Annotated in this window: 17 protein-coding genes; 11 read left to right on the top strand and 6 right to left on the bottom strand. The window is 41.8% G+C overall.

What is annotated here, in order from left to right; translation table 11 throughout:
- Window positions 1–120: 120 nt before the first annotated feature.
- On the bottom strand, window positions 121–570 hold the full coding sequence (locus tag SLH46_RS14035; RefSeq protein WP_320281835.1) for a Spy/CpxP family protein refolding chaperone: 450 nt from the start codon (window positions 568–570) through the stop codon (window positions 121–123).
- Window positions 571–814: 244 nt separating this feature from the next.
- Here SLH46_RS14035 and glyA point away from each other — a divergent pair, with 244 nt between their 5' ends.
- The 3 genes from glyA to SLH46_RS14020 all read left to right on the top strand — a co-directional run bounded on the left by glyA (window position 815) and on the right by SLH46_RS14020 (window position 4,248).
- On the top strand, window positions 815–2,095 hold the full coding sequence (glyA, locus tag SLH46_RS14030; protein ID WP_320281834.1) for a serine hydroxymethyltransferase: 1,281 nt from the start codon (window positions 815–817) through the stop codon (window positions 2,093–2,095).
- Between the two features lie 325 nt (window positions 2,096–2,420).
- Window positions 2,421–3,173 carry a sulfite exporter TauE/SafE family protein gene (locus SLH46_RS14025; protein ID WP_320281833.1) on the top strand — a complete coding sequence of 251 codons (753 nt, stop codon included), beginning with the start codon at window positions 2,421–2,423 and terminating at the stop codon, window positions 3,171–3,173.
- A gap of 154 nt (window positions 3,174–3,327) precedes the next feature.
- Window positions 3,328–4,248, top strand: coding sequence for a CobW family GTP-binding protein (locus tag SLH46_RS14020; protein WP_320281832.1), 921 nt, complete (start codon window positions 3,328–3,330; stop codon window positions 4,246–4,248).
- A gap of 97 nt (window positions 4,249–4,345) precedes the next feature.
- Here the strand turns inward: SLH46_RS14020 and SLH46_RS14015 are convergent, their stop codons facing one another.
- The gene (locus SLH46_RS14015) at window positions 4,346–5,275 is read right to left on the bottom strand and encodes an AEC family transporter (protein ID WP_320281831.1); all 930 of its coding nucleotides are present in this window, start codon (window positions 5,273–5,275) and stop codon (window positions 4,346–4,348) included.
- Window positions 5,276–5,284: 9 nt separating this feature from the next.
- Complete coding sequence (locus SLH46_RS14010) at window positions 5,285–5,899, bottom strand: beta-phosphoglucomutase family hydrolase (protein WP_320281830.1); 615 nt, start codon at window positions 5,897–5,899, stop codon at window positions 5,285–5,287.
- A 260-nt stretch (window positions 5,900–6,159) separates the two neighbouring features.
- On the opposite strand from SLH46_RS14010, the gene katG reads away from it, so the two are divergent.
- Window positions 6,160–8,328, top strand: coding sequence for a catalase/peroxidase HPI (gene katG, locus SLH46_RS14005; RefSeq protein WP_320281829.1), 2,169 nt, complete (start codon window positions 6,160–6,162; stop codon window positions 8,326–8,328).
- A 79-nt stretch (window positions 8,329–8,407) separates the two neighbouring features.
- Here the strand turns inward: katG and SLH46_RS14000 are convergent, their stop codons facing one another.
- The 3 genes from SLH46_RS14000 to SLH46_RS13990 form a co-directional block, all read right to left on the bottom strand.
- Complete coding sequence (locus tag SLH46_RS14000; protein ID WP_320281828.1) at window positions 8,408–9,133, bottom strand: SIMPL domain-containing protein; 726 nt, start codon at window positions 9,131–9,133, stop codon at window positions 8,408–8,410.
- Between the two features lie 3 nt (window positions 9,134–9,136).
- Window positions 9,137–10,861 (bottom strand): cellulase family glycosylhydrolase, encoded by a 1,725-nt coding sequence (locus SLH46_RS13995; protein WP_320281827.1) that lies wholly within the window; start codon window positions 10,859–10,861, stop codon window positions 9,137–9,139.
- A 289-nt stretch (window positions 10,862–11,150) separates the two neighbouring features.
- The gene (locus tag SLH46_RS13990; protein WP_320281826.1) at window positions 11,151–12,263 is read right to left on the bottom strand and encodes a DmpA family aminopeptidase; all 1,113 of its coding nucleotides are present in this window, start codon (window positions 12,261–12,263) and stop codon (window positions 11,151–11,153) included.
- Window positions 12,264–12,334: 71 nt separating this feature from the next.
- Between SLH46_RS13990 and SLH46_RS13985 the strand changes: the two genes are divergently transcribed.
- From SLH46_RS13985 to SLH46_RS13955, 7 genes are all read left to right on the top strand, one after another.
- Window positions 12,335–12,784 carry a YybH family protein gene (locus tag SLH46_RS13985; RefSeq protein WP_320281825.1) on the top strand — a complete coding sequence of 150 codons (450 nt, stop codon included), beginning with the start codon at window positions 12,335–12,337 and terminating at the stop codon, window positions 12,782–12,784.
- Between the two features lie 108 nt (window positions 12,785–12,892).
- Entirely contained in the window at window positions 12,893–15,016 is a 2,124-nt protein-coding gene (locus tag SLH46_RS13980; RefSeq protein ID WP_320281824.1) for a S9 family peptidase, read from the top strand.
- Window positions 15,017–15,147: 131 nt separating this feature from the next.
- Window positions 15,148–15,702, top strand: a complete 555-nt coding sequence (locus tag SLH46_RS13975; RefSeq protein ID WP_320281823.1) for a helix-turn-helix domain-containing protein — start codon at window positions 15,148–15,150, stop codon at window positions 15,700–15,702.
- Between the two features lie 17 nt (window positions 15,703–15,719).
- Window positions 15,720–17,381, top strand: coding sequence for an AMP-binding protein (locus tag SLH46_RS13970; protein ID WP_320281822.1), 1,662 nt, complete (start codon window positions 15,720–15,722; stop codon window positions 17,379–17,381).
- A 253-nt stretch (window positions 17,382–17,634) separates the two neighbouring features.
- Window positions 17,635–19,152: a LysM peptidoglycan-binding domain-containing protein gene (locus tag SLH46_RS13965; RefSeq protein WP_320281821.1), complete on the top strand. Its 1,518-nt coding sequence runs from the start codon at window positions 17,635–17,637 to the stop codon at window positions 19,150–19,152.
- Window positions 19,149–20,615: a GDSL-type esterase/lipase family protein gene (locus tag SLH46_RS13960; protein ID WP_320281820.1), complete on the top strand. Its 1,467-nt coding sequence runs from the start codon at window positions 19,149–19,151 to the stop codon at window positions 20,613–20,615. The genes SLH46_RS13965 and SLH46_RS13960 overlap by 4 nt, the downstream gene beginning before the upstream one ends.
- Window positions 20,616–20,827: 212 nt before the next feature.
- Window positions 20,828–22,141 (top strand): GDSL-type esterase/lipase family protein, encoded by a 1,314-nt coding sequence (locus SLH46_RS13955; RefSeq protein WP_320281819.1) that lies wholly within the window; start codon window positions 20,828–20,830, stop codon window positions 22,139–22,141.
- Window positions 22,142–22,147: the final 6 nt, after the last annotated feature.

Genomic DNA, 22,147 nt, shown 5'->3' with positions numbered 1-22,147 from the left:
GAGTTATTTCAAACACGGATGGCATCCTTTGTTTTTATGCATAAAAAGATCCGATCTGTGTTAATAACGTATAGATCGGATCTTTTTTTCAGCCTGTCAACTGCGACTGAATACTGCAAACTAGTTTTGAGGAGGCATTCCCTGTCCGCCAGGACCACCCTGACCTCTTCTTGCTCTTCTTTCTTCCTGCATTACCTGGTATTCATTCCACTGCTCTTCCGAAAGAACTTCTTTCATTTTATTGTCTTGTTCTTCGCGTACTTTTTGCATTTGCTCACGCATTCCTTCAAATCCGCCGCCGCTGTTTTGCATTTCTTCGCGCATAGCAGCCATGTTCTCGAAATTTTCTTCCATAATTTTGCGGATCTGATCTTCCTGATCGTCGCTTAAATCAAGGGTTTCGTCCATTTCTTCAATTTGACGGTCAACCATGGCTTGCGGATCAAAATTTCCCGGACCCATTCCGTTTCCACGGCCAAATGGCATTTGTTGCGAATTATTACCACCGTTGTTACACGAAATTACGAGTGCGCTTATCAGCACCATCACTAAAAATACTGTTCGTTTCATCTTGGTTTTTTAATTGATATGTTTAAATCTTTTGAAAGTCAGTTTTGATACACCAATTCTGTTAGATGCTTATTGAGAGAGAAAGTTTAAAATCTTTGAAATATATTTTTCTGAGCCGGTTTCGGGACACCCTAAATAACTTATCTTAAATGTTCAAAAAATCTCCAAAATCTATCCAATATCATCAAAAGGCTGAATTAAAATGTATTAACTTTGCGATTCATTAAATTAATTCAGTTACAAGATGAAGAGAGATACTTTGGTTTTTGACATTATCAAGAAGGAACACGAACGTCAGTTGGGCGGAATTGAACTAATTGCTTCAGAGAACTTTGTAAGTGAGCAGGTTATGGAAGCTATGGGTTCGGTAATGACCAACAAGTACGCTGAAGGTTATCCGGGAAAAAGATATTATGGTGGTTGTCAGTTTGTTGACATGACCGAACAATTGGCCATCGATCGTATTAAAGAATTGTACGGTGCCGCCTGGGCCAATGTTCAGCCGCACTCAGGCGCACAGGCTAATGCTGCTGTGTTGAGTGTAATTCTTAAACCGGGCGATACATTCCTCGGACTTGACTTGTCGCATGGTGGTCACCTTTCGCATGGTTCGCATGTAAACTCATCGGGTATTCTATACAATCCGGTTGCCTACAAAGTGAAAGAAGATACCGGAATGGTTGATTACGATGAGATGGAAGCATTAGCCATCGAGCATAAACCAAAGTTGATCATCGGTGGTGCATCGGCATACAGCCGCGAGTGGGATTACAAACGCATGCGCGAAATTGCTGATAAAGTTGGCGCATTGTTTATGGTTGATATGGCTCACCCTGCCGGTTTAATCGCTGCAGGTTTGCTTGATAATCCTGTTAAATATGCTCACGTTGTAACTTCAACAACGCATAAAACACTTCGCGGACCTCGCGGTGGTATCATCTTGTTAGGTGAAGATTTTGAAAATCCATGGGGTATTACTACTCCAAAAGGTGTGGTTCGTACCATGTCTTCATTGTTGGATTCTGCTGTATTCCCTGGTCAGCAAGGTGGACCGCTTGAGCACGTAATTGCTGCAAAAGCTGTTGCATTTGGCGAGGCACTGGAGCCGGAATACAAAGAATACCAGGCGCAGGTGAAAAAGAATGCTGCTGTTATGGCGCAGGCTTTTGTTGATCTGGGTTACAAAGTAATTTCGGGTGGTACTGATAACCACTCGATGCTGATCGACTTGCGTACAAAATACCCTGAAATCACTGGTAAACTGGTTGAAAACACTATCGTAAACGCCGAAATTACCATTAACAAAAACATGGTGCCTTTCGATAGCCGTTCACCTTTCCAAACTTCAGGTTTGCGTGTTGGTACACCTGCTATTACAACCCGTGGTGTAAAAGAAGATTTGATGCCTGAAATCGTTCAGTTGATCGACGACTCGATTGCAAACATTCACGATGAGGCATACATTAAAGCAGTTGGCGAAAAAGTTCACAAATTAATGAAGGACTTCCCACTGTTTGCTTACTAGAATTGAACTATAAGTTAAAGAATACAAAGCCCGGAATTATTTTCGGGCTTTTTTTATGAAATTTATTGAAGCTGTGATTCGCTTTACCCATCCTCTTATCCTTCCCTGCAAGCAAGGAAGGACGATTGGGCAGTAGATCATTGCTACGTCAGATCGATAATTGAATTTAAAGTTGTTTGGTTTGGAGCCTGATCGTCTCTCCATTCGTAAGGGAGAGACAGGAGAGAGGGTAAATTAACAATAAATAAAACTAACTTTGGTTTTGTGAATCATGAATGCGTTTTAAGGTCATAATTTTATTTGAATAAATTTAGACGTTTTGGATATGGAATGGTACATGATATTGGCACTCATCGGAACCGGAATTGCCGCCGGTTTTATTAATACAACCGCAGGGGGTGGCTCCATGTTAACGATTCCACTGTTGATGTTTATAGGTTTACCTGCCAACATTGCCAACGGCACCAATCGTATCGCCATTTTACTTCAAAATGTAATAGCAGTAAAAACTTTTAAGCAGAAACACGTTCTTGATTTTACAAAGGATTACCGGCTCGCTGTTCCCGCTATTGTAGGGTCGATTATCGGAGCCTTATTTGCGGTTGAAATTGATCCCAATCTCTTAAAAAAAATCATTGCCGGACTGATGGTGGTTTTGCTGCTGTTGGTAGTCTTAAAACCTGAAGTCTGGATTACCGATCAGATCGGGAAAGTTAATCCTAGACCATCGCCGCTGCAATACATTATTTTCTTCGGAATAGGCTTGTTCGGTGGATTTATCCAGATGGGAGTCGGCTTTTTTTTGCTGGCCGGTTTGGTTTTGGGCTGTGGTCATAACCTGGTGCGTGCCAATGCGATAAAGGTTTTTATTGTGCTTATCTATACAGTGTTTTCTCTTGGGATTTTTATTTACAATAAACAAGTTGATATTGTTGCGGGTTTAATACTGGCTGCCGGAAATATGTTCGGAGCGTGGCTGGGCGCCAACTTTACGGTACGGGGAGGTGCAAAGTATGTTCGTTACGTTTTGATTCTGGCCATGCTGATTGTGATTTTGAATTTGTTTGGAGTGATTTAGCTTGTTGCAAGCTACAAGTTTCAAGTCGCAAGAAGAGATAGGTTTTGGAAAAAGAATTGTCTCCCTTCGTTGAGGGGAGTGCCCGTCAATCGACGGGCGAGGGGTGAATTTTACAAACCCCTAAATCCCCTGAAGGGGACTTGTTTAAAAGAAAGTGAGTAGACGAAATAAAATACCAGTAACAATCATAACCGGCTTTCTGGGAGCAGGGAAAACTACTTTTATCAACTTCCTGCTGAAATCAAATCCCGATACTCAGTTTGCTTTGGTTGAAAATGAGTTTGGTGCCGTTCCAATCGACACAAAACTGATTAAAGGTATTGATGCCAGTCAGATGTTTGAATTAAAACAGGGGTGTATTTGCTGTACCATTTCTGATGAGTATGAGCTGGTGCTAAAAGAACTGGCCGAACGTTTCCCAAATGTTGATCACCTGTTAATAGAAACAACAGGAATTGCCGATCCTGCGCCTGTAATTCAACCTTTTTTTGCTGATGAGGAACTGAAAGAACTTTACGAATATAACGGTGCAATTTGTTTGGTTGATGCTCTAAACTTTGATGATTTGCCAGAAGAGGAAATGGCTTATAAGCAGTTAACTATTGCCGACCTTATTTTGCTAAATAAAACGGAAAATCTGGATGAAAAGCAGCAAGAAGCACTTGCTGCAAAAATGAATCAACTGGCACCGCTGGCAAAAATCCAGTCGACAAGTTATGGAGAAGCAAAAGAGCTTGATTTGAGTGAACTGAAACAACATTCGTTTAATGCCTACTCTTTTCTTTCGTACAAAAGCAATCATGCTTTGGTGCAAACCAAAACACTTTCTTTTTCTGCACCGTTAAAAAGGGACGATTTCCTTAATTGGCTGGAATATACACTCGATATTTATAAGAGCAAAATCTATCGTTGCAAGGGAGTGGTGTGTTTTCAGAACGAGCCTTTTGAATATATTTTGCAGGGAGTTGGCGGACGCTTTGAATTGGGGGAAGGAGATTTAATAATGGAGACACGTGAAAGTCATATTGTTTTTATTGGAAAATTGGATGGTCTGGAATTGGACTTTAATCATTAAATAAGTTTCACGCAGATTTCGCGGATTTACGCAGATAAGAATTGTTGACTCTGGATAAAATTAAGCGCCATCAGCGGAATCTGCGAGAACCAATTTGTCAGTTAAGAATGGCTATCCACAGCGGAATAATAATCACTGAAAGCAGTGTGCCAAGTACCACAATTCGTGCGACCAGTTTTGTTTCCAGTTTATACTGAACGGCCAGCGCGTAAGGTGTTAGTCCGAGTGGCATTGCCGAATCAAGAATTGTAGCTTTTAATTGTAGGTCGTCTAAGCCTGCTGTTCGGATACCAAATTGAAGCAACATTGGGAAAAAAATCATGGTTGCTGCTACAAAAACAAATACCCTGATCCATTCGCGGGGAGCCCCAATTTTGTTTTGCCCCAGAAATATTCCGAGCGAGAAAAGGACTACCGCAGTTACCGATTCAGCAAAAAGACTGATAGTTTTATCAATAAATGAAGGGACTTTTATTTGAAATAGTACGATGGCCACACCCACAAAAACGGAGATCAATAGTGGATTTTTAACCAGGCTCAACATTAACTTTTTGGGCTGGATAGTTTCTTCTCCCGTAGCTTCGATAAGGATGACACCAAGCGTTAGCAACCAAAAAACATAAACAGCGGACAGAACGGCTGCCACCGGCAAAATGCCGTCGCCAAAGCTGTTACGAAGAACTGGAATGCCCAGGTAAGCAACGTTCCCGAACGAGAGGATAAGAAACATTGAACTGCGTAACCGTTTCGAAAGTTTAAAAATCCGCGCAATGGGGAAGGCCAGCAACATGCACACCGCAATGTAGGCCGAATTGATTAGAATGAGTTTTGTATAGGAATCGCCTTGCGGATCGAGGTGCATCAGCGATGCGATAACCAATGCAGGGAATCCGATCCACAGTGCGTATTTGTTTAGCACATCAACCCACGGCCCGTGAGCAGCTTTTGTACGCGAAAAAAGTGTTCCGGTAAAAATGACGAGAAACAGCGGCGCAACAGTTTTCAGGGCGAGTAGAAAATGTGCCATAAATTCCGTTTACTTGTTTTCTGTCATTGCCCAATCGCCGTAAACAATGTGTTCACGCACATCGGTAACAAACATATCAACTTCTTTTGCTGCCGAAATTCCAAGATCTCCATCTTCGAAAACCTGGCAAAGTTGTGGTTCAACACCCATTAATTCGGCACATTTTACAAAAGTTTCCGGATGTGGTTTGTGCTTTTGTACATCGTCAGCTGAAACTACAAAATCGAAATAGTCACGAATACCCAGTTCTTTCAACTGCACTTCTGCACTCTTTCCACTTGCACCGGTTCCCACAGACATGGGCAGTTTTCCGTGGTAATTTTTTACAATCGAGATTACCTCGTCGATCGGTTGAAGCAAATGTGCCGCATCCCAAAATGCCTGTTGTTTCATTCGAACAAGAATTTCAGGTTGTTCATCAACATTGTATTGCTCAATAATTCGTTTGGCAAACTCAATGGTCGGGCGGCCTGTCATTTCATGAATAATGTTCGGATCAAAATCAAAATTATACTTTTTTCCCACGACCTTCCAGGTTTCAACATGCACCGGAAGCGAGTTCGACAGGGTTCCGTCTAAATCAAAAATTAAGGCTTTTGCCTCGGGATGAACTGTAATTGCCATTGTTTTCAAATTTGCGGTAAAAGTAACAGAACCCCAACACCGCGTGAAAGTTCAATCGTTTATAATGGAAGATTTAATTATCAGTTAAAAGAATTGCAACGATCATGCTCATTTAGTTGTAAACAAAATAGATTTAATCTATTGATGATTAATAATTAGTATTTATTTAATTGTATATTAATGTTTTAGTCCTTTTTTAAAAGTGATGTTTTTCGTATTTTGAGGGATAGTTATATAAATTCATTTTTAAACTAAATAATATGGAAAACAATCATTCTAAGCAGGGTAAATGTCCTGTAATGCATGGTGGAAATACTTCTGCCGGATCATCAGTAATGGATTGGTGGCCAAATGCTTTAAATCTCGACATTTTACATCAGCATGACACTAAAACAAATCCTTTAGGAGCAGATTTTGATTATCACGAAGAACTAAAAAAACTGGATGTTGCGGCTTTAAAGAACGATCTGAAGGCTTTAATGACCGATAGCCAGGAATGGTGGCCTGCCGACTGGGGTCATTATGGTGGTTTAATGATTCGTATGGCCTGGCATGCTGCCGGTTCGTACAGGATTGCCGATGGCCGTGGTGGTGGTGGAACAGGTAACCAACGTTTTGCACCATTAAACTCGTGGCCTGACAATGTGAGTCTTGATAAGGCGCGTCGTTTGCTTTGGCCGATCAAAAAGAAATATGGCAATAAAGTAAGTTGGGCCGACTTGATCATTTTGGCCGGAAATATGGCTTACGAAAGTATGGGCCTAAAAACCTTTGGTTTTGCGTTTGGCCGTGAAGATATCTGGCATCCGGAAAAGGATACCTATTGGGGCGCTGAAAAAGAATGGTTGGCACCAAGTGACGAACGTTACGATGATGTGACAAAACCTGAAACGATGGAAAATCCATTGGCTGCCGTTCAAATGGGATTGATTTATGTAAATCCGGAAGGTGTAAACGGAAAACCTGATCCGTTGAAAACAGCCATGCAAATGCGCGAAACGTTCCGCCGGATGGCAATGAACGATGAAGAGACAGTAGCATTGACTGCCGGTGGACACACTGTTGGAAAAACACATGGTAACGGAAATGCCGAAATTTTGGGACCTGATCCTGAGTCTGCCGATGTGGAAGAGCAAGGTTTCGGTTGGAAGAACCCGCATAAAACAGGAAAGGGAAGATATACGGTTACCAGTGGTTTGGAAGGTGCCTGGACATCGGAGCCAACTAAATGGGACAATGGTTTCTTTAAAATGTTATTTAACCACGATTGGGAATTGCGTAAAAGTCCGGCCGGTGCCCAACAATGGGAGCCGGTAAGTATTGCAGAAGAAGATAAACCTGCAGACGTGGAGGATTTTTCAATCCGCAACAATCCGATGATGACCGATGCTGATATGGCATTAAAAATGGATCCCGGATACAGAGAAATCTCGGAAAAATTCATGAATGATTTTGATGCTTTTTCTGATGCTTTCGCACGTGCCTGGTTTAAATTAACGCACCGCGACATGGGACCTAAAGCACGTTATTTCGGACCGGATGTTCCTGAAGAAGACTTGATTTGGCAAGACCCTGTTCCGGCAGGTAAAACAGATTATGATGTTGCTGCTGTAAAAGCAAAAATTGCAGCATCAGGACTTAGTGTTGCCGACATGGTTTCTACAGCCTGGGACAGCGCCCGTACTTTCCGCGGATCGGATATGCGCGGTGGTGCAAACGGTGCCCGAATTCGTTTGGCTCCTCAAAAAGATTGGGAAGGAAATGAGCCGGCACGTCTGGCGAAAGTTTTATCGGTACTTGAGCCAATTGCGGCTGAATCAGGAGTTAGCGTAGCCGATGTAATTGTATTGGCCGGAAACGTTGGAGTAGAGCAGGCGATTAAAAAGTCAGGAATGGATGTAGCTGTTCCATTTGCTCCCGGACGTGGAGATGCCACAGATACAATGACCGATGCTGAGTCGTTCGCTCCGCTTGAGCCGTTGGCTGATGGTTTCAGAAACTGGTTGAAAAAAGATTACGTAGTTAGTCCGGAAGAACTGATGCTTGATCGTGCACAGTTAATGGGGTTAACAGCTCACGAAATGACTGTTTTAATCGGTGGAATGCGAATGATGGGAACAAATTACGCAGGAACTCAACACGGTGTGTTTACGGATAATGTTGGTGCGTTGAGCAACGACTTTTTTGTAAATCTTACCGATATGGTTTACGTTTGGGAGCCTACCGGAAATGGACTTTACAATATTCGTAACCGAAAAACAGGCGAAGTGAAATGGACAGCAACACGCATTGATCTGGTGTTTGGATCGAACTCTGTTTTACGTTCGTATGCCGAGGTGTATGCACAAGATGACAACAAAGAAAAATTTGTGAAAGATTTTGTGAAAGCCTGGAATAAAGTGATGAATGCCGATCGCTTTGATGTGTAATAACCAATAACTTTATATAAATAAAAAGGCTGTCCGATAATTACTTTGGACAGCCTTTTTTATGTTTTTGCATCAACTATTATTGCACATTCCACGAAATAACAATGTTCGTTCCCATTTTCACTTCATCTGGTTCAAGTATATCGATAATTTCATTCTGAGAGGCGTAATCACGGATCATAATATCGGCTTTGCGAAGGGCAGGAGGATTGTTGATTCCAACAATATTGGGTTCTCCGTATTGAATATTTGCAATCTTACCCAGCTCAACTCCTGCAGCATCAGAAATTATTTCAGCTTTTTCTTTAGCATCAGCCACGGCCAGTTTTATCAACTTTGTTTTTACTTCCGCAATTTGCTTTTCTGAAAGCGCGAAATTCATATTGAAATTCGATTCAAGGTTATCTTTTATTAGTTCAAAAATCACGTTGTTTTTATCGTAATCCCTGTTTGTGCGGACTGTCAACGGAATGGTGGCCTGGTAACCGTCGGATACCATTTTGCGTAATTCTGGATCGTGGCGCTGGATTTCCCTCACCGAATAACTATTTGTTTTAATCTTGTCTTTTTCAATCCCGTTTTCAGTGAATAGTGATTTTATTTCAGCCAGTTTCTGAACGGCCAGATCAGCACAGGTTTTATAATCCTGATCTTTCACTGTCATCGACACATTGAACCAGATTTCTTCAGGAAGCAGTTTAACTTCCGATTTTCCCTCCACTTTAATTGTGCCGCTTTTGTTGTCTTGTGCAAAAGAACCGAGCATTGCAACAATAAGGGCAAAGGCTAAAATAATTTTCTTCATGACTTACTTTTTAATGATTTTAACTGTATGTCTGTTACTTTGGTTGCTTAAAGTTACAAAGTATATGCCAGAAGAAAGTTCATTCACTGATATCTCGTTGAGCTGATTTGTAAGTTGATTTTGTTTGAAGATTTGACCATAAACATCTGTGATTGTAAGCTGTTGGAAATCATCGGTATTGTCAATGCAAAGCTTTTCTTGTACAGGATTTGGGAAAACACGGCTCTTAACATTTTTTATCAGTTCAACAGCAGTTGGAAATTGTAATTCAACCGACTCCAGCGTAACATATTCGAACGAAATATCGGGTGAAGCTGTTCCCAGGTCAAAAACGATACGGGCGTTATTGTCGGTGGTTGTCATATCGAAAACAAATGAATACACGTTGAATGTATCGGTAAGACTGATACTGTTGTAACCGCTGTACGAACTCCACGGATCAACATTCATTCCAACGTACGACAACGCGATTCTGTCTGCAGTTGATTTTGCTTTAAAAGTAAGTCGGTACTTTTTTCCTGCTTCCAAAACCACATTATTTTTAACCAGCTGGATGTGCCAGCCTTGAGTACTCGCCGTTGTTATATTTACATCCAGATTTCCACCGTTTTGAGCCAGTGTTGCTTCTGCTCCGTTATTTGCTGATAAATTCCATTCGCTTATTGTTTGATCGAACTGCGAGGTGTAAACTGGTGTTCCCACATATTTTGCCGGTTCGGGCATTTCGTTGTGCAGCAAAGCATCAACTAAACGGTCGTTGTAAGTGCCGTCAGACGGATTGTAAATGCCAAAACCGGCGCTAAATTCCCAGTACGCCCAGCTCCATCGCTGCGACTCGATAAAACGTGCAATGTAGGTTGTCCAGCGCTCTCGCGAATCCATGTCTGCTTTATTGTACGAACCAAATTCGCCCACGTGAACCGGAATATTCTTTTCCTGTTCCAGTGCTTTTAAAGGAGCAAATTCATTCTGTACGATTTGGCGTTCTGTCTCCGTGTCTGTCCATTCCGTTCCCAACCAGGCGTCCGAACCATCGCTCCATTCAGCTCCCTGATGTGTGAATGAAAACGGATTGTAATAATGCACCGTAACAATAATGTTATCGTCGTTGGGGAATTCCAGTTTTGATAAACCGCCCAAACCTCCATATTCTGCGGTTCCGATCAATACAACTCTCTCCGGATTATCTTCCCTGATGGTTGTAAGTGCATCAGAAAAGAGGGTATTCCAAGTTGCAGCGTCGAGATTACCGTGAGGCTCATTCAGAATTTCGAATAACAATTGATCAGGATAGTCGGCAAAAAACTCCGATATCTGTTTCCACTGTGCTAAAAACCGTGCTTTTTGTCCGTCAGGATCGTCGTAAAGCGCCTCGTGATGGTGCATGTTAATTATAGCGTACAAGCCGTTGTTCAACGTTGAATCCACTACTTGTTTTATACGGTTCAGAAAAACCGTATTGATGGTGTAAGGATCAGTTGAAGAGCTTCTTTCTGCCGGTTCCCAGCGAATAGGGATGCGGATGTGGTTAAATCCAAGGTCGGCAACTATTCCCGGATACTGCGGTTTCCACGGATTTCCCCACTCCGTTTCAGTAGGAGCTTCAAACATGTTCCCAAAGTTAACTCCGCGCCCCAGCTTTTCGTTTATTTCGAAGGCCTTTTCGCGGTTTTGGGCAGACAATAGTACGCTTGTAACGAGAAATAATAGACAGAATAGGGTTTTCATTTCATTTAGATTTGATCGTTAGAATTATTGGTTTAAAAATAAGTTGTTTTTACTTATTGTTTATTTTACAATAATAAGATATTTTTTCTGATCAATCTAATAAATTGATGATTACCCAAATTTAAATTTAAAGACAATATTTGTATTGGAAATCAATTCGTCTACCCCAGCCCTACAGGGAGCGAATTGATTATCACTTCTCCCTTTAGGGCTGGGGTACTTAGGGATAATCAATTTGCGGTTTTAAGATATATTCAGGTGTGTTGTCAAAGTAGAAAAACAAAAACTATTAATGTTCAGCTTTATTACGCAACTCAAGGATCTTTTTTATAGGTAAGGCCTCAATTGTATGTCCGTCTCTTCCGCTTGTAGTTTTTGCTGCTACCAATGAGTTTAAAATGGCCTCTTCAGTGGCTTCAATAGTAGCCAGAAAAAGTGGTGACAGTTTATCGTTGTGCAGTTCTTTAAGTTCCATTACGGGCGTTTCAACTGAATAAGGAATACGGTTTTCTGTTGCTGTTGAAAAGGCAATTACATAATCGCCACTTCCGTTCGACGCAATTCCTCCGGTTTTTGCCAAACCAAGCATCGCTCTTTTTGCCAGACGTTTCAGGTTGCGCGGTCCAAGAGGAGCATCAGTAGCAACAACCATCATACATGATCCGTCTTCCTGGTTGCGTATCGATTCATTAAAAGGAAATTTTCCCAAAGCTTCACCTGCATTAAAATCATCAATCTTTAAAACGCCTCCAAAATTACTTTGTACCAAAACACCAACCGTGTAACCTCCCAAATCTTTGGGCAAAACTCTCGACGAAGTTCCGATCCCACCTTTAAATCCAAAACAAATGGTTCCTGTTCCGGCACCTACATTACCTTCTTCAACCGGCCCGGTGGTTGCAGATTCAATGGCACTTAAAACGTGCTTTTCTTTTACATGGCGTCCTCGGATATCGTTTAACCAGCCATCGTTGGTTTCGCCAACCACAGCATTTACCGAACGAACATCTTTGTTCTGATTTAGCGTGTAAGTGATTAATGCATTGCAGGCTGCCGGCACACTCAGTGTATTGGTTAAAACGATTGGAGTTTCAATATTTCCCAACTCTTCTACCTGGCTATATCCGGCTAGTTTGCCAAAACCGTTTCCGATATAAATGGCAGCAGGTACTTTTTCCTGGAAAATATCTCCGGAATGAGGGATAATGGCTGTTACACCAGTACGAATATTATCGCCTTCAATGAGTGTTGTTTGGCCAACTTTTACGCCTTCTACATCGGTAATGGCATTTAGTTGTCCGGGAATTATAACTCCGGGTGTGATGTTGTAATCACGCAATCGTTGTGAAAAAGCGGAAGAAACAGTAAGAAACAGCAGGAAAAAAAGAGAGAATCGTAACATTTTTATTTGTTTGTTGAATGTGAGCCTTAAAAATACACTATTTTCAACACCCAATTCTAAAAATCAATTTTATGAGAAGGACTTTTGTAATCAGCTTAATATTTTTGATGTTTTCCATTAGCGCATTTGCTCAGGAAAAAATTTCAAAGAATGAAAAGGAGCATATTTTGTCGCTGCTTGATAAACAAGCCGAAGCATGGAATGAGGGCAACCTTGAAAAGTTTATGGAAACCTACTGGAAATCGGATAAGCTTGTTTTTATGGGCTCACGTGGACCAACATATGGGTGGCAGGCAACACTCGATAGTTACAAAAAAGGTTACCCTGATAAAACTGCCATGGGGCACCTGGAATTCAAAATCCTCGATATCTCAAAAATTGACACCAAAACAGTTTTTCTAATCGGGCGTTTCGAGCTAACCCGCGAAATTGGAGATTTGGCCGGTCATTTTACGTTGGTTATTCAAAAAATAGATGGAAAGTGGGTGATTATCAGTGATCATTCAAGCGGGGAAAACTGATTCAGCTCTCAGTTAAAATACATACGATTGCCTGAAAGCCTGTAATTTCTCATGGCAGGTTAAGCAGAACTTTTGCTACTTTCGGGCTCCAATTTTAAATTTGATACGATGCGTGGAAAACTAATAATTCTATTTCTTTTTATACAAGCTTTTGCTTATGCCCAAACCAAACAAATGAGTCTCGAAGATGCCGTTTACGGGCGATATACTTATTTGTATCCCCAGTCGATGACCGGCTTACAATGGTTGGATGATGAACATTTTTCGTTTGTTGAAGAAAGATCTATCGTTGCTGAATCGGCAAAAACAGGTGAAAAAACTACTGTGGTTTCGCTCGACGAGTTGAACGAAATTACCGGTGCAGGCTTCAAACGTTTTCCGTCATACCGCTGGATCGGCCAAGCAGAACTTCTGGTTTCGGCAGCTAAAAAATATTGGGTGGTTGACATTGATCAAATAGAAGTGAAATTTCAGATTGAACTTTCAGAAGAAGCAGAGAATGTGAATTTCTCTGAAGAAGGGCAATTTGTGGCTTTCACGCAGGGAGATGATTTATTTATGACGCTGGCCAATGGAACAACAAAACAAATAACCAGCGATGGTGAAAACGGAATTGTAAACGGACAAACCGTGCACAGAAATGAATTTGGTATATCAGGAGGTATTTTTAATTCGCCTGAAGGAAATTTTGTGGCTTTTTATCGTAAAGACGAAAGTATGGTAAAGGATTATCCGCTGGTTGATTTTATGGCCCGTGAAGCCGAATACACCCCGGTGAAATATCCGATGGCGGGAATGGCCAGTCATCATGTAACTTTGGGCGTTTACAATATTGAAAGTGGAAAAACAACTTTTCTGAAAACCGGGGAGCCGCTTGATCATTTTCTTACGAATGTGGCCTGGTCGCCCGATGAAAAATACATTTACATGGCGGAATTGAACCGCGAACAAAACCACATGCAGCTTAATTGTTACGACGTGGCAACAGGTGAGAAAGTAAAAACACTTTTTGAAGAAACCGCTGATACTTATGTGGAGCCACTTTATCCCATTCAGTTTTTAAAAGTAAATCCGAACGAATTTTATTACCTGAGCCGTCAGGATGGATGGTTTCATGTGTACAAATACAACACCGACGGCGAGTTGGTTCAGCAGGTCACAGAAGGAGAGTGGGAAGTAACCAATATGCTTGGTTTCGATGCCAAAGAAAAGACCTTGTTTATAGAATCCACGATCGACGATCCGCTACAAAATAACATTTATAAAGTAGACGTAAAGTCAGGAAAAACCGAACGACTATCAACGGAAACAGGTGTCCATCGAGGAACTTTAAGTCCGGGAGCAACTTATCTTTTAGATAGTTGGTCGGCTAAGGAAATGCCCGGCAGGGTTGATGTTCTGGCCTCTAACGGTAAGGATAAAAGGACAATATTCCAGTCGGAAGATCCGCTGGAAGATTATCAATTGGGCGAAAACAAACTGGTAACATTAAAAACCAAAGACGGAAAATACGATTTGCACGGACGTCTGATTCTTCCGGTTGATTTTGATCCGGCAAAAAAATACCCAGTTGTTGTTTACGTTTATGGCGGACCTCATTCGCAGCTGGTTACAAAAGGCTGGCATAACCAGGCACGCTGGTGGCAATATTATATGGCCTCGCAGGGCTACATAGCTTTTACGCTTGATAACCGTGGAACCCAAAATCGTGGCCGCCCTTTTGAAACTGCTATTCACCGTAATTTGGGTGTGCTTGAAACAGAAGATCAGATGCAGGGAATTGAATACCTGCTTTCGTTACCGTATGTTGATGCCAATCGGATTGGTGTTCACGGATGGAGCTACGGCGGTTTTATGACATTAAATTTAAAACTGAAACATCCTGAGATTTTTAAAGTGGCAGTTGCCGGTGGTCCGGTGGTTGACTGGAGTATGTACGAAATAATGTACGGCGAGCGCTACATGGATATGCCGCAGGAAAATCCGGAAGGTTACGAAAATTCGAACATGACCAATTACGTAGAGAACCTGGATGGGAAACTGATGTTGATTCATGGCGTTCAAGATGAGACAGTTGTAATGCAACACAGTATGAAATTTCTGCGCGAGTGTGTGAAACAAAATAAACAGGTCGACTTTTTTGCTTATCCGATTCATCCGCATAACGTTCGCGGAAAGGACCGGGTACACTTGATGGACAAGGTTAGCCAGTATTTCTTCGAGAACCTGTAAGTCGTTTTATCTGCCATCAGATTCTTAATATTAAAATTTACGACTAAAACTGTCTGATATTCGAAAAAATGAATCATCAGACAGAAAAAGGAATAACTTTGTTTTAAGCTAAACTAAAGAAACTAAACATTATGAACGGACAAATTAAAGAAATAGCCATGAGGCTGAGAGGTTTACGCGATGTGCTCAATATTTCTGTTGATGAAATAGCAACCAGTTGTAAAGTGTCCGCAGAAAAATATGAGGGATACGAGACGGGGAAACACGATATTCCGATTGGCGTTCTTGAAAATATATCAAAAAAATATAATATTGGGTTGACCGCCTTGCTGTTTGGCGAAGAGCCCCATATGAAATCCTTTTATCTCACCCGGGCGGGGCAGGGAACTGCCATGGAACGTACCCGGGCGTATAAATACCAGGCACTGGCAGCTGGGTTCACAGGACGGAAAGCCGATCCGTTTATTGTAACCGTGGAGCCGGATGCCGACGAAAAACCAATTCATCTGAATAGTCACAACGGACAGGAAATGAACTATGTTTTGGAAGGCAAAATGCTGCTGAGTGTCGGAGGAAAAGAATTGACACTGAACGAAGGAGACAGCCTGTATTTCGACGCCACTCTTCCACACGGAATGAAGGCATTGGAAGGGAAATCTGTAAAATTTCTGGCCGTAATTCTATAATAAAAACTTGATGCTACATGATTGAAAAATACTTAAAACAAACTGCTTTTACCGACTTTGAAGATTTTAAAGCCAACTACGAGTTACTTATTCCGGAAGATTTCAACTTTGCCTACGACGTGGTAGACGGGTGGGCGGAGAAAGAGCCCAACAAAAGGGCTTTGCTCTGGACAAACGACAAAGGCGAAAGCCGCTCATTTACTTTTGGTGAATTAAAAGAAATTACCGACCGCACAGCAGGTTATTTGTCGTCATTGGGAATTGGAAAAGGTGATATGGTAATGGCCATTTTGAAACGCCGTGCCGAGTTTTGGTTTACCATTATCGCTTTGCATAAAATTGGTGCGGTAATTATTCCGGCCACGCATTTACTCACTAAAAAAGACATTGTTTACCGTAACAATGCAGCCACTATAAAAGCCATAATTTGTGATGGTGATGAACTAATCACCACTCACGTAAATGATGCCTTGCCCGAATCGCCGTCGATTGAAAAACTGGTTTCTATCGGGCCGATTATTCCTGAAGGTTGGGAAGATTTTCATCAAGGAATTGAAAATGCTGAACCGTTTCAGCGACCAACAGAACCGACAGAAAATGATGATCCGATAATCGTAAGCTTTACATCGGGAACTACCGGCGATCCGAAAATGGTGGTACTCGACAGTGCGTATCCGCTGGCGCATATTGTTACGGCTAAATACTGGCAGAATCTTCATCACGACAGTCTTCACCTGACCATTGCCGACACCGGCTGGTTAAAAGCCGTTTGGGGAAAACTGTACGGACAGTGGCTGGTTGGAGCGTCTGTTTTTGTTTATGATCATGAAAAATTTACACCTTCCGATATTCTGGAAGTGCTTTCAAAATACCAAGTAACATCGCTTTGTGCCCCGCCAACTATTTTCCGCTTTTTGATCAGGGAAGATATGAGCAAATACGACTTGTCGGCACTGGAATGGTGTACAATTGCAGGCGAAGCTTTAAATCCTGAAGTTTACAACCGTTTTTACGATTTAACAGGAATTAAACTACGCGAAGGTTACGGTCAAAGCGAAACTACTTTGTCGGTGTTTACTTCGCCATGGGTGGAACCAAAACCGGGTTCGATGGGATTGCCAAGTCCGCATTACGATATTGATCTGCTGACTCCCGAAGGACGATCAGCCGAAGCCGGTGAGCAAGGCCAGATTGTAATTCGTATCGATAAAAATTATCCTGCAGGATTGTTTGACGGATACTATCGCAATCAACAACTTACCGATGAAGCCATGTCGGATGGAATTTATTACACCGGCGATCTGGCTTGGAAAGATGAGGATGGTTATTTGTGGTTTGTGGGCCGTGCCGACGATGTAATAAAAAGTTCGGGTTACCGTATTGGACCTTTCGAAGTGGAAAGTGCACTGATGACGCACCCCGCTGTGGTGGAGTGTGCCATTACAGGCGTGCCGGATGAAATTCGTGGACAGATTGTAAAAGCTACTGTAGTTTTGGCTCCTGATTATAAAGATCGTGCCGGAGACGATTTGGTAAAAGAGTTGCAAAATCACGTAAAAGAGGTGACTGCTCCCTATAAATATCCACGGCAAATTGAGTTTGTTGATGAGTTGCCAAAAACCATCAGCGGAAAAATTCGCAGGGTGGAGATTCGTGAGCGTGACCATGTGACAGAGTAGCGTTTGATTATCCAACCCGTAAAGGGTTGTTGAGTTTATTATTTATTTGGGATAGTTACTAGAAATGAGCACCTGCCGCGTTTTCTTTAAGAAAAAGAATCCGGTACGGATTCGTTTATAATAGAAAAGGTTACCGGTATCTGTTTAACAACCCTGTAAGGGTTGGATAATTTTGTATAATTCCTTTGTAATATTTGTGGGCTGTTTAATCGGAAATCATATTTTTGCGTATCATTTTTTGCAAGAATTGTAGTTGAAACGATTAGTACAAAATAAACCGGGTTCTTTAATTGGAATTTTTGTGGTTCTGCTGTTGTTTGTTCCCCTGGTAAATTGGGGACAAGACAGTATTAACGGCGAAGATTTCCAATATCGGCTGCTGCAATCAATCCAAAATCAGGTTTCAACATATCCATGGAATGATGCTTCTTTTTTTCCCGGCAAAATAGAAAATGCAGATGGTGAACAAGAGTTGGATGAGGTGAAAGAATATGCACTCAATCAGCACCAGTTTGAAACCTGTTTCACTTCCCTGATGAACTTGAATTCAGCAGAAAAAGAGGTCTTTGTAAAATCATTTTATTATTACAATTCTTTTATAAAACAGGAATTAAAAAAGGCGGATTTGAGTGACGAATTACAATACCTGCCTGCAGTTCTTTCTGCGATGAATTTGCAATCAACAAGCAAGTACAAACGAGCAGGAGTGTGGCAGTTGTCGCATTTTCAGGGCGTGCTGAACGGCTTGACAGTGGATAAACTGGTGGATGAACGCCTTGATGTAGAAAAGGCAACTCATGCAGCGGTTCGGGAGTTTAAGAAGAATGAAAGATTATTCGATCACACTAAACTAGCGTTGCTGGCGTTTGTATTTGGAAAAACTGAGGTGAAGAATTTATGTCTTCGGGCCGGTGAAGATTTTTCGCTGAATGACTTTTTTGCAATCGCTCCGGATGAGATGGTAGATTTCATCTCGACTTATCAGGCGGTAGCCGGATTTTTGGAAGACAATAAATATGTAAGTTCATACGAACCGCAAAAAACAGCAGAGACCAAAGTTCGGTTTCAAACACATTTTGATCAGATAAGTGCAGTGCTGCCAATTTCGGTAGAGCATTTACGGTTTTTAAATCCGCAGTATCCTTATTCGATAATTCCGGAGCAGGCTTCGATTACTCTGCCTGAAAAAATAAAACAAGACTTTTTGTTTCTGCAGGACTCTATCTACAATGGCGTAGATTCAACCCTGTTTGAAGTGGTGGCGCAAAAGATTGAATATCCGCCGGCACCCAATCGTCAATATGTGGGTGAGCCGGTAAAAGATTTGCAGATTGAAGGAAAAACGAAAATCAAATACACCATTAAATCTGGAGATGTACTGGGTTTTATTGCAGAAGATTACGATGTTCGTGTAGCTGATTTAAAATACTGGAACAACATTTACAACGAACGCAAAATTCAGGCGGGTAAAACGCTTGATATTTTCGTAGACAATGAGAATGCGGACTATTATAGCGGACTTCAGCAACAGAAAGCTAAAAAAGAGGTGTCGAAAACGGCAGTTCCTTATTTTACTTCCGCGGCTTTACCCGGAATTTCAATTCCAGAGTCGGCCACAAAAGTGGAGCACGTTGTAAAAAGTGGCGAATCACCCTATGTTATCGCAAAAAAATACGATGGTGTAACGCCCGAGAAAATATTGGAATGGAACAGCATCAGCGATGCGCGTAAAATTCAAATTGGTCAGAAACTAATCATTTACGTACAATGAAGCCGCTACAAACATTAACATTTACATTGAGCGTAATTGCTTTGCTGGCCTGCGCCATGTGGCTGATGCCCAATGACGGGTTCGAGGTGGGGGAGATGACTTTTCATATGCCGACCTTCTCTGATATGATTGGAGCTGATGACGTGGAGTACGTTGATGTTTCAGAAATTATAGCACAGCAGTTTGAAATTGATTCGCTAGTGGATATTGAACGAGACACCATTGCCGGAGATACGGTGGTTGAAGTAATTCACCGTGCAGATTATGATACTTTGGTGCAATCGATCCATCGCATTGAAATGACACAATTGGGAAAAGAGAACCTTTACCGCTTTTTCGATCATCTGAACAACGATTCGCTGGTGCGCATTATGCATTACGGTGACAGTCAGATTGAAGGTGACCGTATCACTTCTTTCCTCCGAAACAAACTACAGGTGAAATTTGGCGGGACCGGAGTTGGTTTGCGCCCTGCGTTGCAACCTTACGATTATGTTTTTAGTGCCAATCAGCTGAACTCCGACAACTGGAAACGTTACCCGATCTACGGAAAGGTTGACTCAACGGTTGAGCACAGTCGTTATGGTGTTATGGGAGCTTTTTCGCGTTATGCACCTTTGGCCAGCGACACTATTCCGTTTAAAGATTCGATTATTTACGAGGCTGAAATGAATGTCTCGAAATCCAATATTTCATACAAACTTACCCGCGAATATGAAAATATGCGGCTGTTTTACGGGCACACCAAACGTCCGGTTGCCGTTCAGTTAATTGCGCGCGGCGATACCATTGTAAGCGACACACTTTTGCCTGATGTTGATTATGCAGTAATGGATTGCGAATTGCCTGATTCGACTTCAAGTGTCACGTTAAAATTCTCAGGCTACGATGGCCCTGATATTTATGGAATCGAACTGGCTTCGAAAAAAGGAGTGATTGTGGATAATATTGCTTTGCGTGGTAGCTCAGGAACGATCTTCACAAAAGCTGACTACGAGCACAGTATGAAAATGTACAAGGACCTTAATCCCAAATTTTTTATTCTGCAGTTTGGTGGTAATGTAATTCCATACATAAAAGATAAAAAAGCTATTGACCGTTACGGGCGCTGGTTTGCCAGTCAGATTAACCGAATATATTCAATGTGTCCTGATGCCGCCATTCTTGTTATCGGGCCAAGCGATATGTCGACAAAGAAAAAGGATAAGTACGTTACCTATAAACATTTGCCGGAAGTAGTTGAAATGCTAATGCAGGTGGCACTCGAAAATGACTGTGCTTATTGGGATATGTACCAGGCTATGGGCGGGCACAACAGTATGCCTTCGTGGGTGAATGCCCAGCCGGAACTGGCGCGCCCTGATTATGTGCATTTTTCGCCACGTGGAGCCCGGTTGGTGGCCAATATGTTCTACAATGCATTGATTCTGGAGTACAACAATTATTTGGAGGAGGAGATGTAATGGGGAAGAAAGTTAGGAGTAACCAGTTTCGAGTTTCGAGTTCCGAGTTTTCTGTCATCTCGATCCGTCAGCTGACGGAGAGAGATCTGTTACAGAAAAGCTTCAAGTTACAAGCTACAAGTTTCAAGAGCTTATTTGATTCCGTAATTCAATCTCTATTCAATCTAATTCAATCTCCATCAATCTTAGTGCAATCGGTAAAGGTTAGAGGCTTGTCTTTGCTGCTCCTTAGCTTCGTTATGCTGCTCTCTACTTCAGCTTCTGCTCAGCAAGACCGTTATTTCTACCATGTTAACCAGTACAATTTTGTACGTTACGATTTGAATGAAATGCATTATCCCGGAGACCGGACAAATGCCAATCGTTTTTATTCAAAACTGGAGCAACTGGTAACCACAGGCGAAGGAAGAGTAAATATAGTTCAAATTGGCGGTTCTCACATTCAGGCCGGTTCGTTTTCGGGGCAAATGCGCAACCGTTTTCAGCAACTTAACGGTGAAATGAATGCCGGTTGGGGCTATATGTTTCCTTATCGGATTTCGCGCACCAACTCGCCTTTTGGATACTACATTCGTTACAACGGTTACTGGCAAAGTTTCAGGAATGTGGAGCGCAAGAAAAGTGGAACGCTGGGAGTTGGAGGAATGTCGGCAACTACAAGTTCGCCAAAAGCTGAGCTGACGATTTTGCTGGAAGAAGAAAATGAACTGGATTACAGTTTTAACAAACTGAGGATCTGGTACGAAAATAAAGCAAAGAATTATTCGGTCGACATTGATTCAGCTTTGTTGAAAAACAAGGTGGTAACCGATGAATATGTCGATTTTGAACTCAATCAGTGGGTCGACAGCCTGAAAATTACGCTTGAAAAAGAATACAATTCGCAGGGTAATTTTACCTTGTTGGGAATGACCACCGAATCGAATCCAAACGGAGTGATGTATCACAGTATTGGCGTAAACGGGGCTCATGTTCCTGCATTTTTGCGTTGCCAGCTTTTTACTGAGCAATTAGCCGAGCTGAAACCTGATCTGGTAATTCTCGGATTGGGTATTAACGATGCCTATGGCCGTCGTTTCTCGCAAAGCCGTTTTGAAGATAATTACGGACAGCTTATCGATAATATTAAAGCAGCTGCTCCAAATGCGTTAATTGTTTTTACCACCAATAACGACAGTTATTTGTACCGCCGCTACGTGAACAAAAATGGTGAGAAGGTGCAAGACAGTATGTTCAGAATGGCCAAAAAATACAATGCCGGTGTTTGGGATATGTTTTCGGTAATGGGAGGATTGAATTCCATTGTGCTTTGGCAAAACAACGGACTGGCGCGAAGCGATAAAATTCATTTTACCCGCGAAGGATATTTAATGATCGCCGACCTGTTTTTCTCGGCAATGATTAAAGATTTTGAAACGTTTTTGACAGATAAAAAAGAGCTTACAACTAATAATAATTTTGAAGAAAATGACGTTGAAATAAGCCGGGATAGCCGTATTTCTCCGTCGTTTGATTCTTCGAAATAAAAGATA

The sequence above is a fragment of the Draconibacterium sp. IB214405 genome (assembly GCF_033963885.1).
Taxonomy (GTDB): Bacteria; Bacteroidota; Bacteroidia; order Bacteroidales; family Prolixibacteraceae; genus Draconibacterium.
The sequence above is the reverse complement of the archived record's forward strand: the minus strand, read 5'-3'. Positions and strand labels throughout refer to the sequence as shown.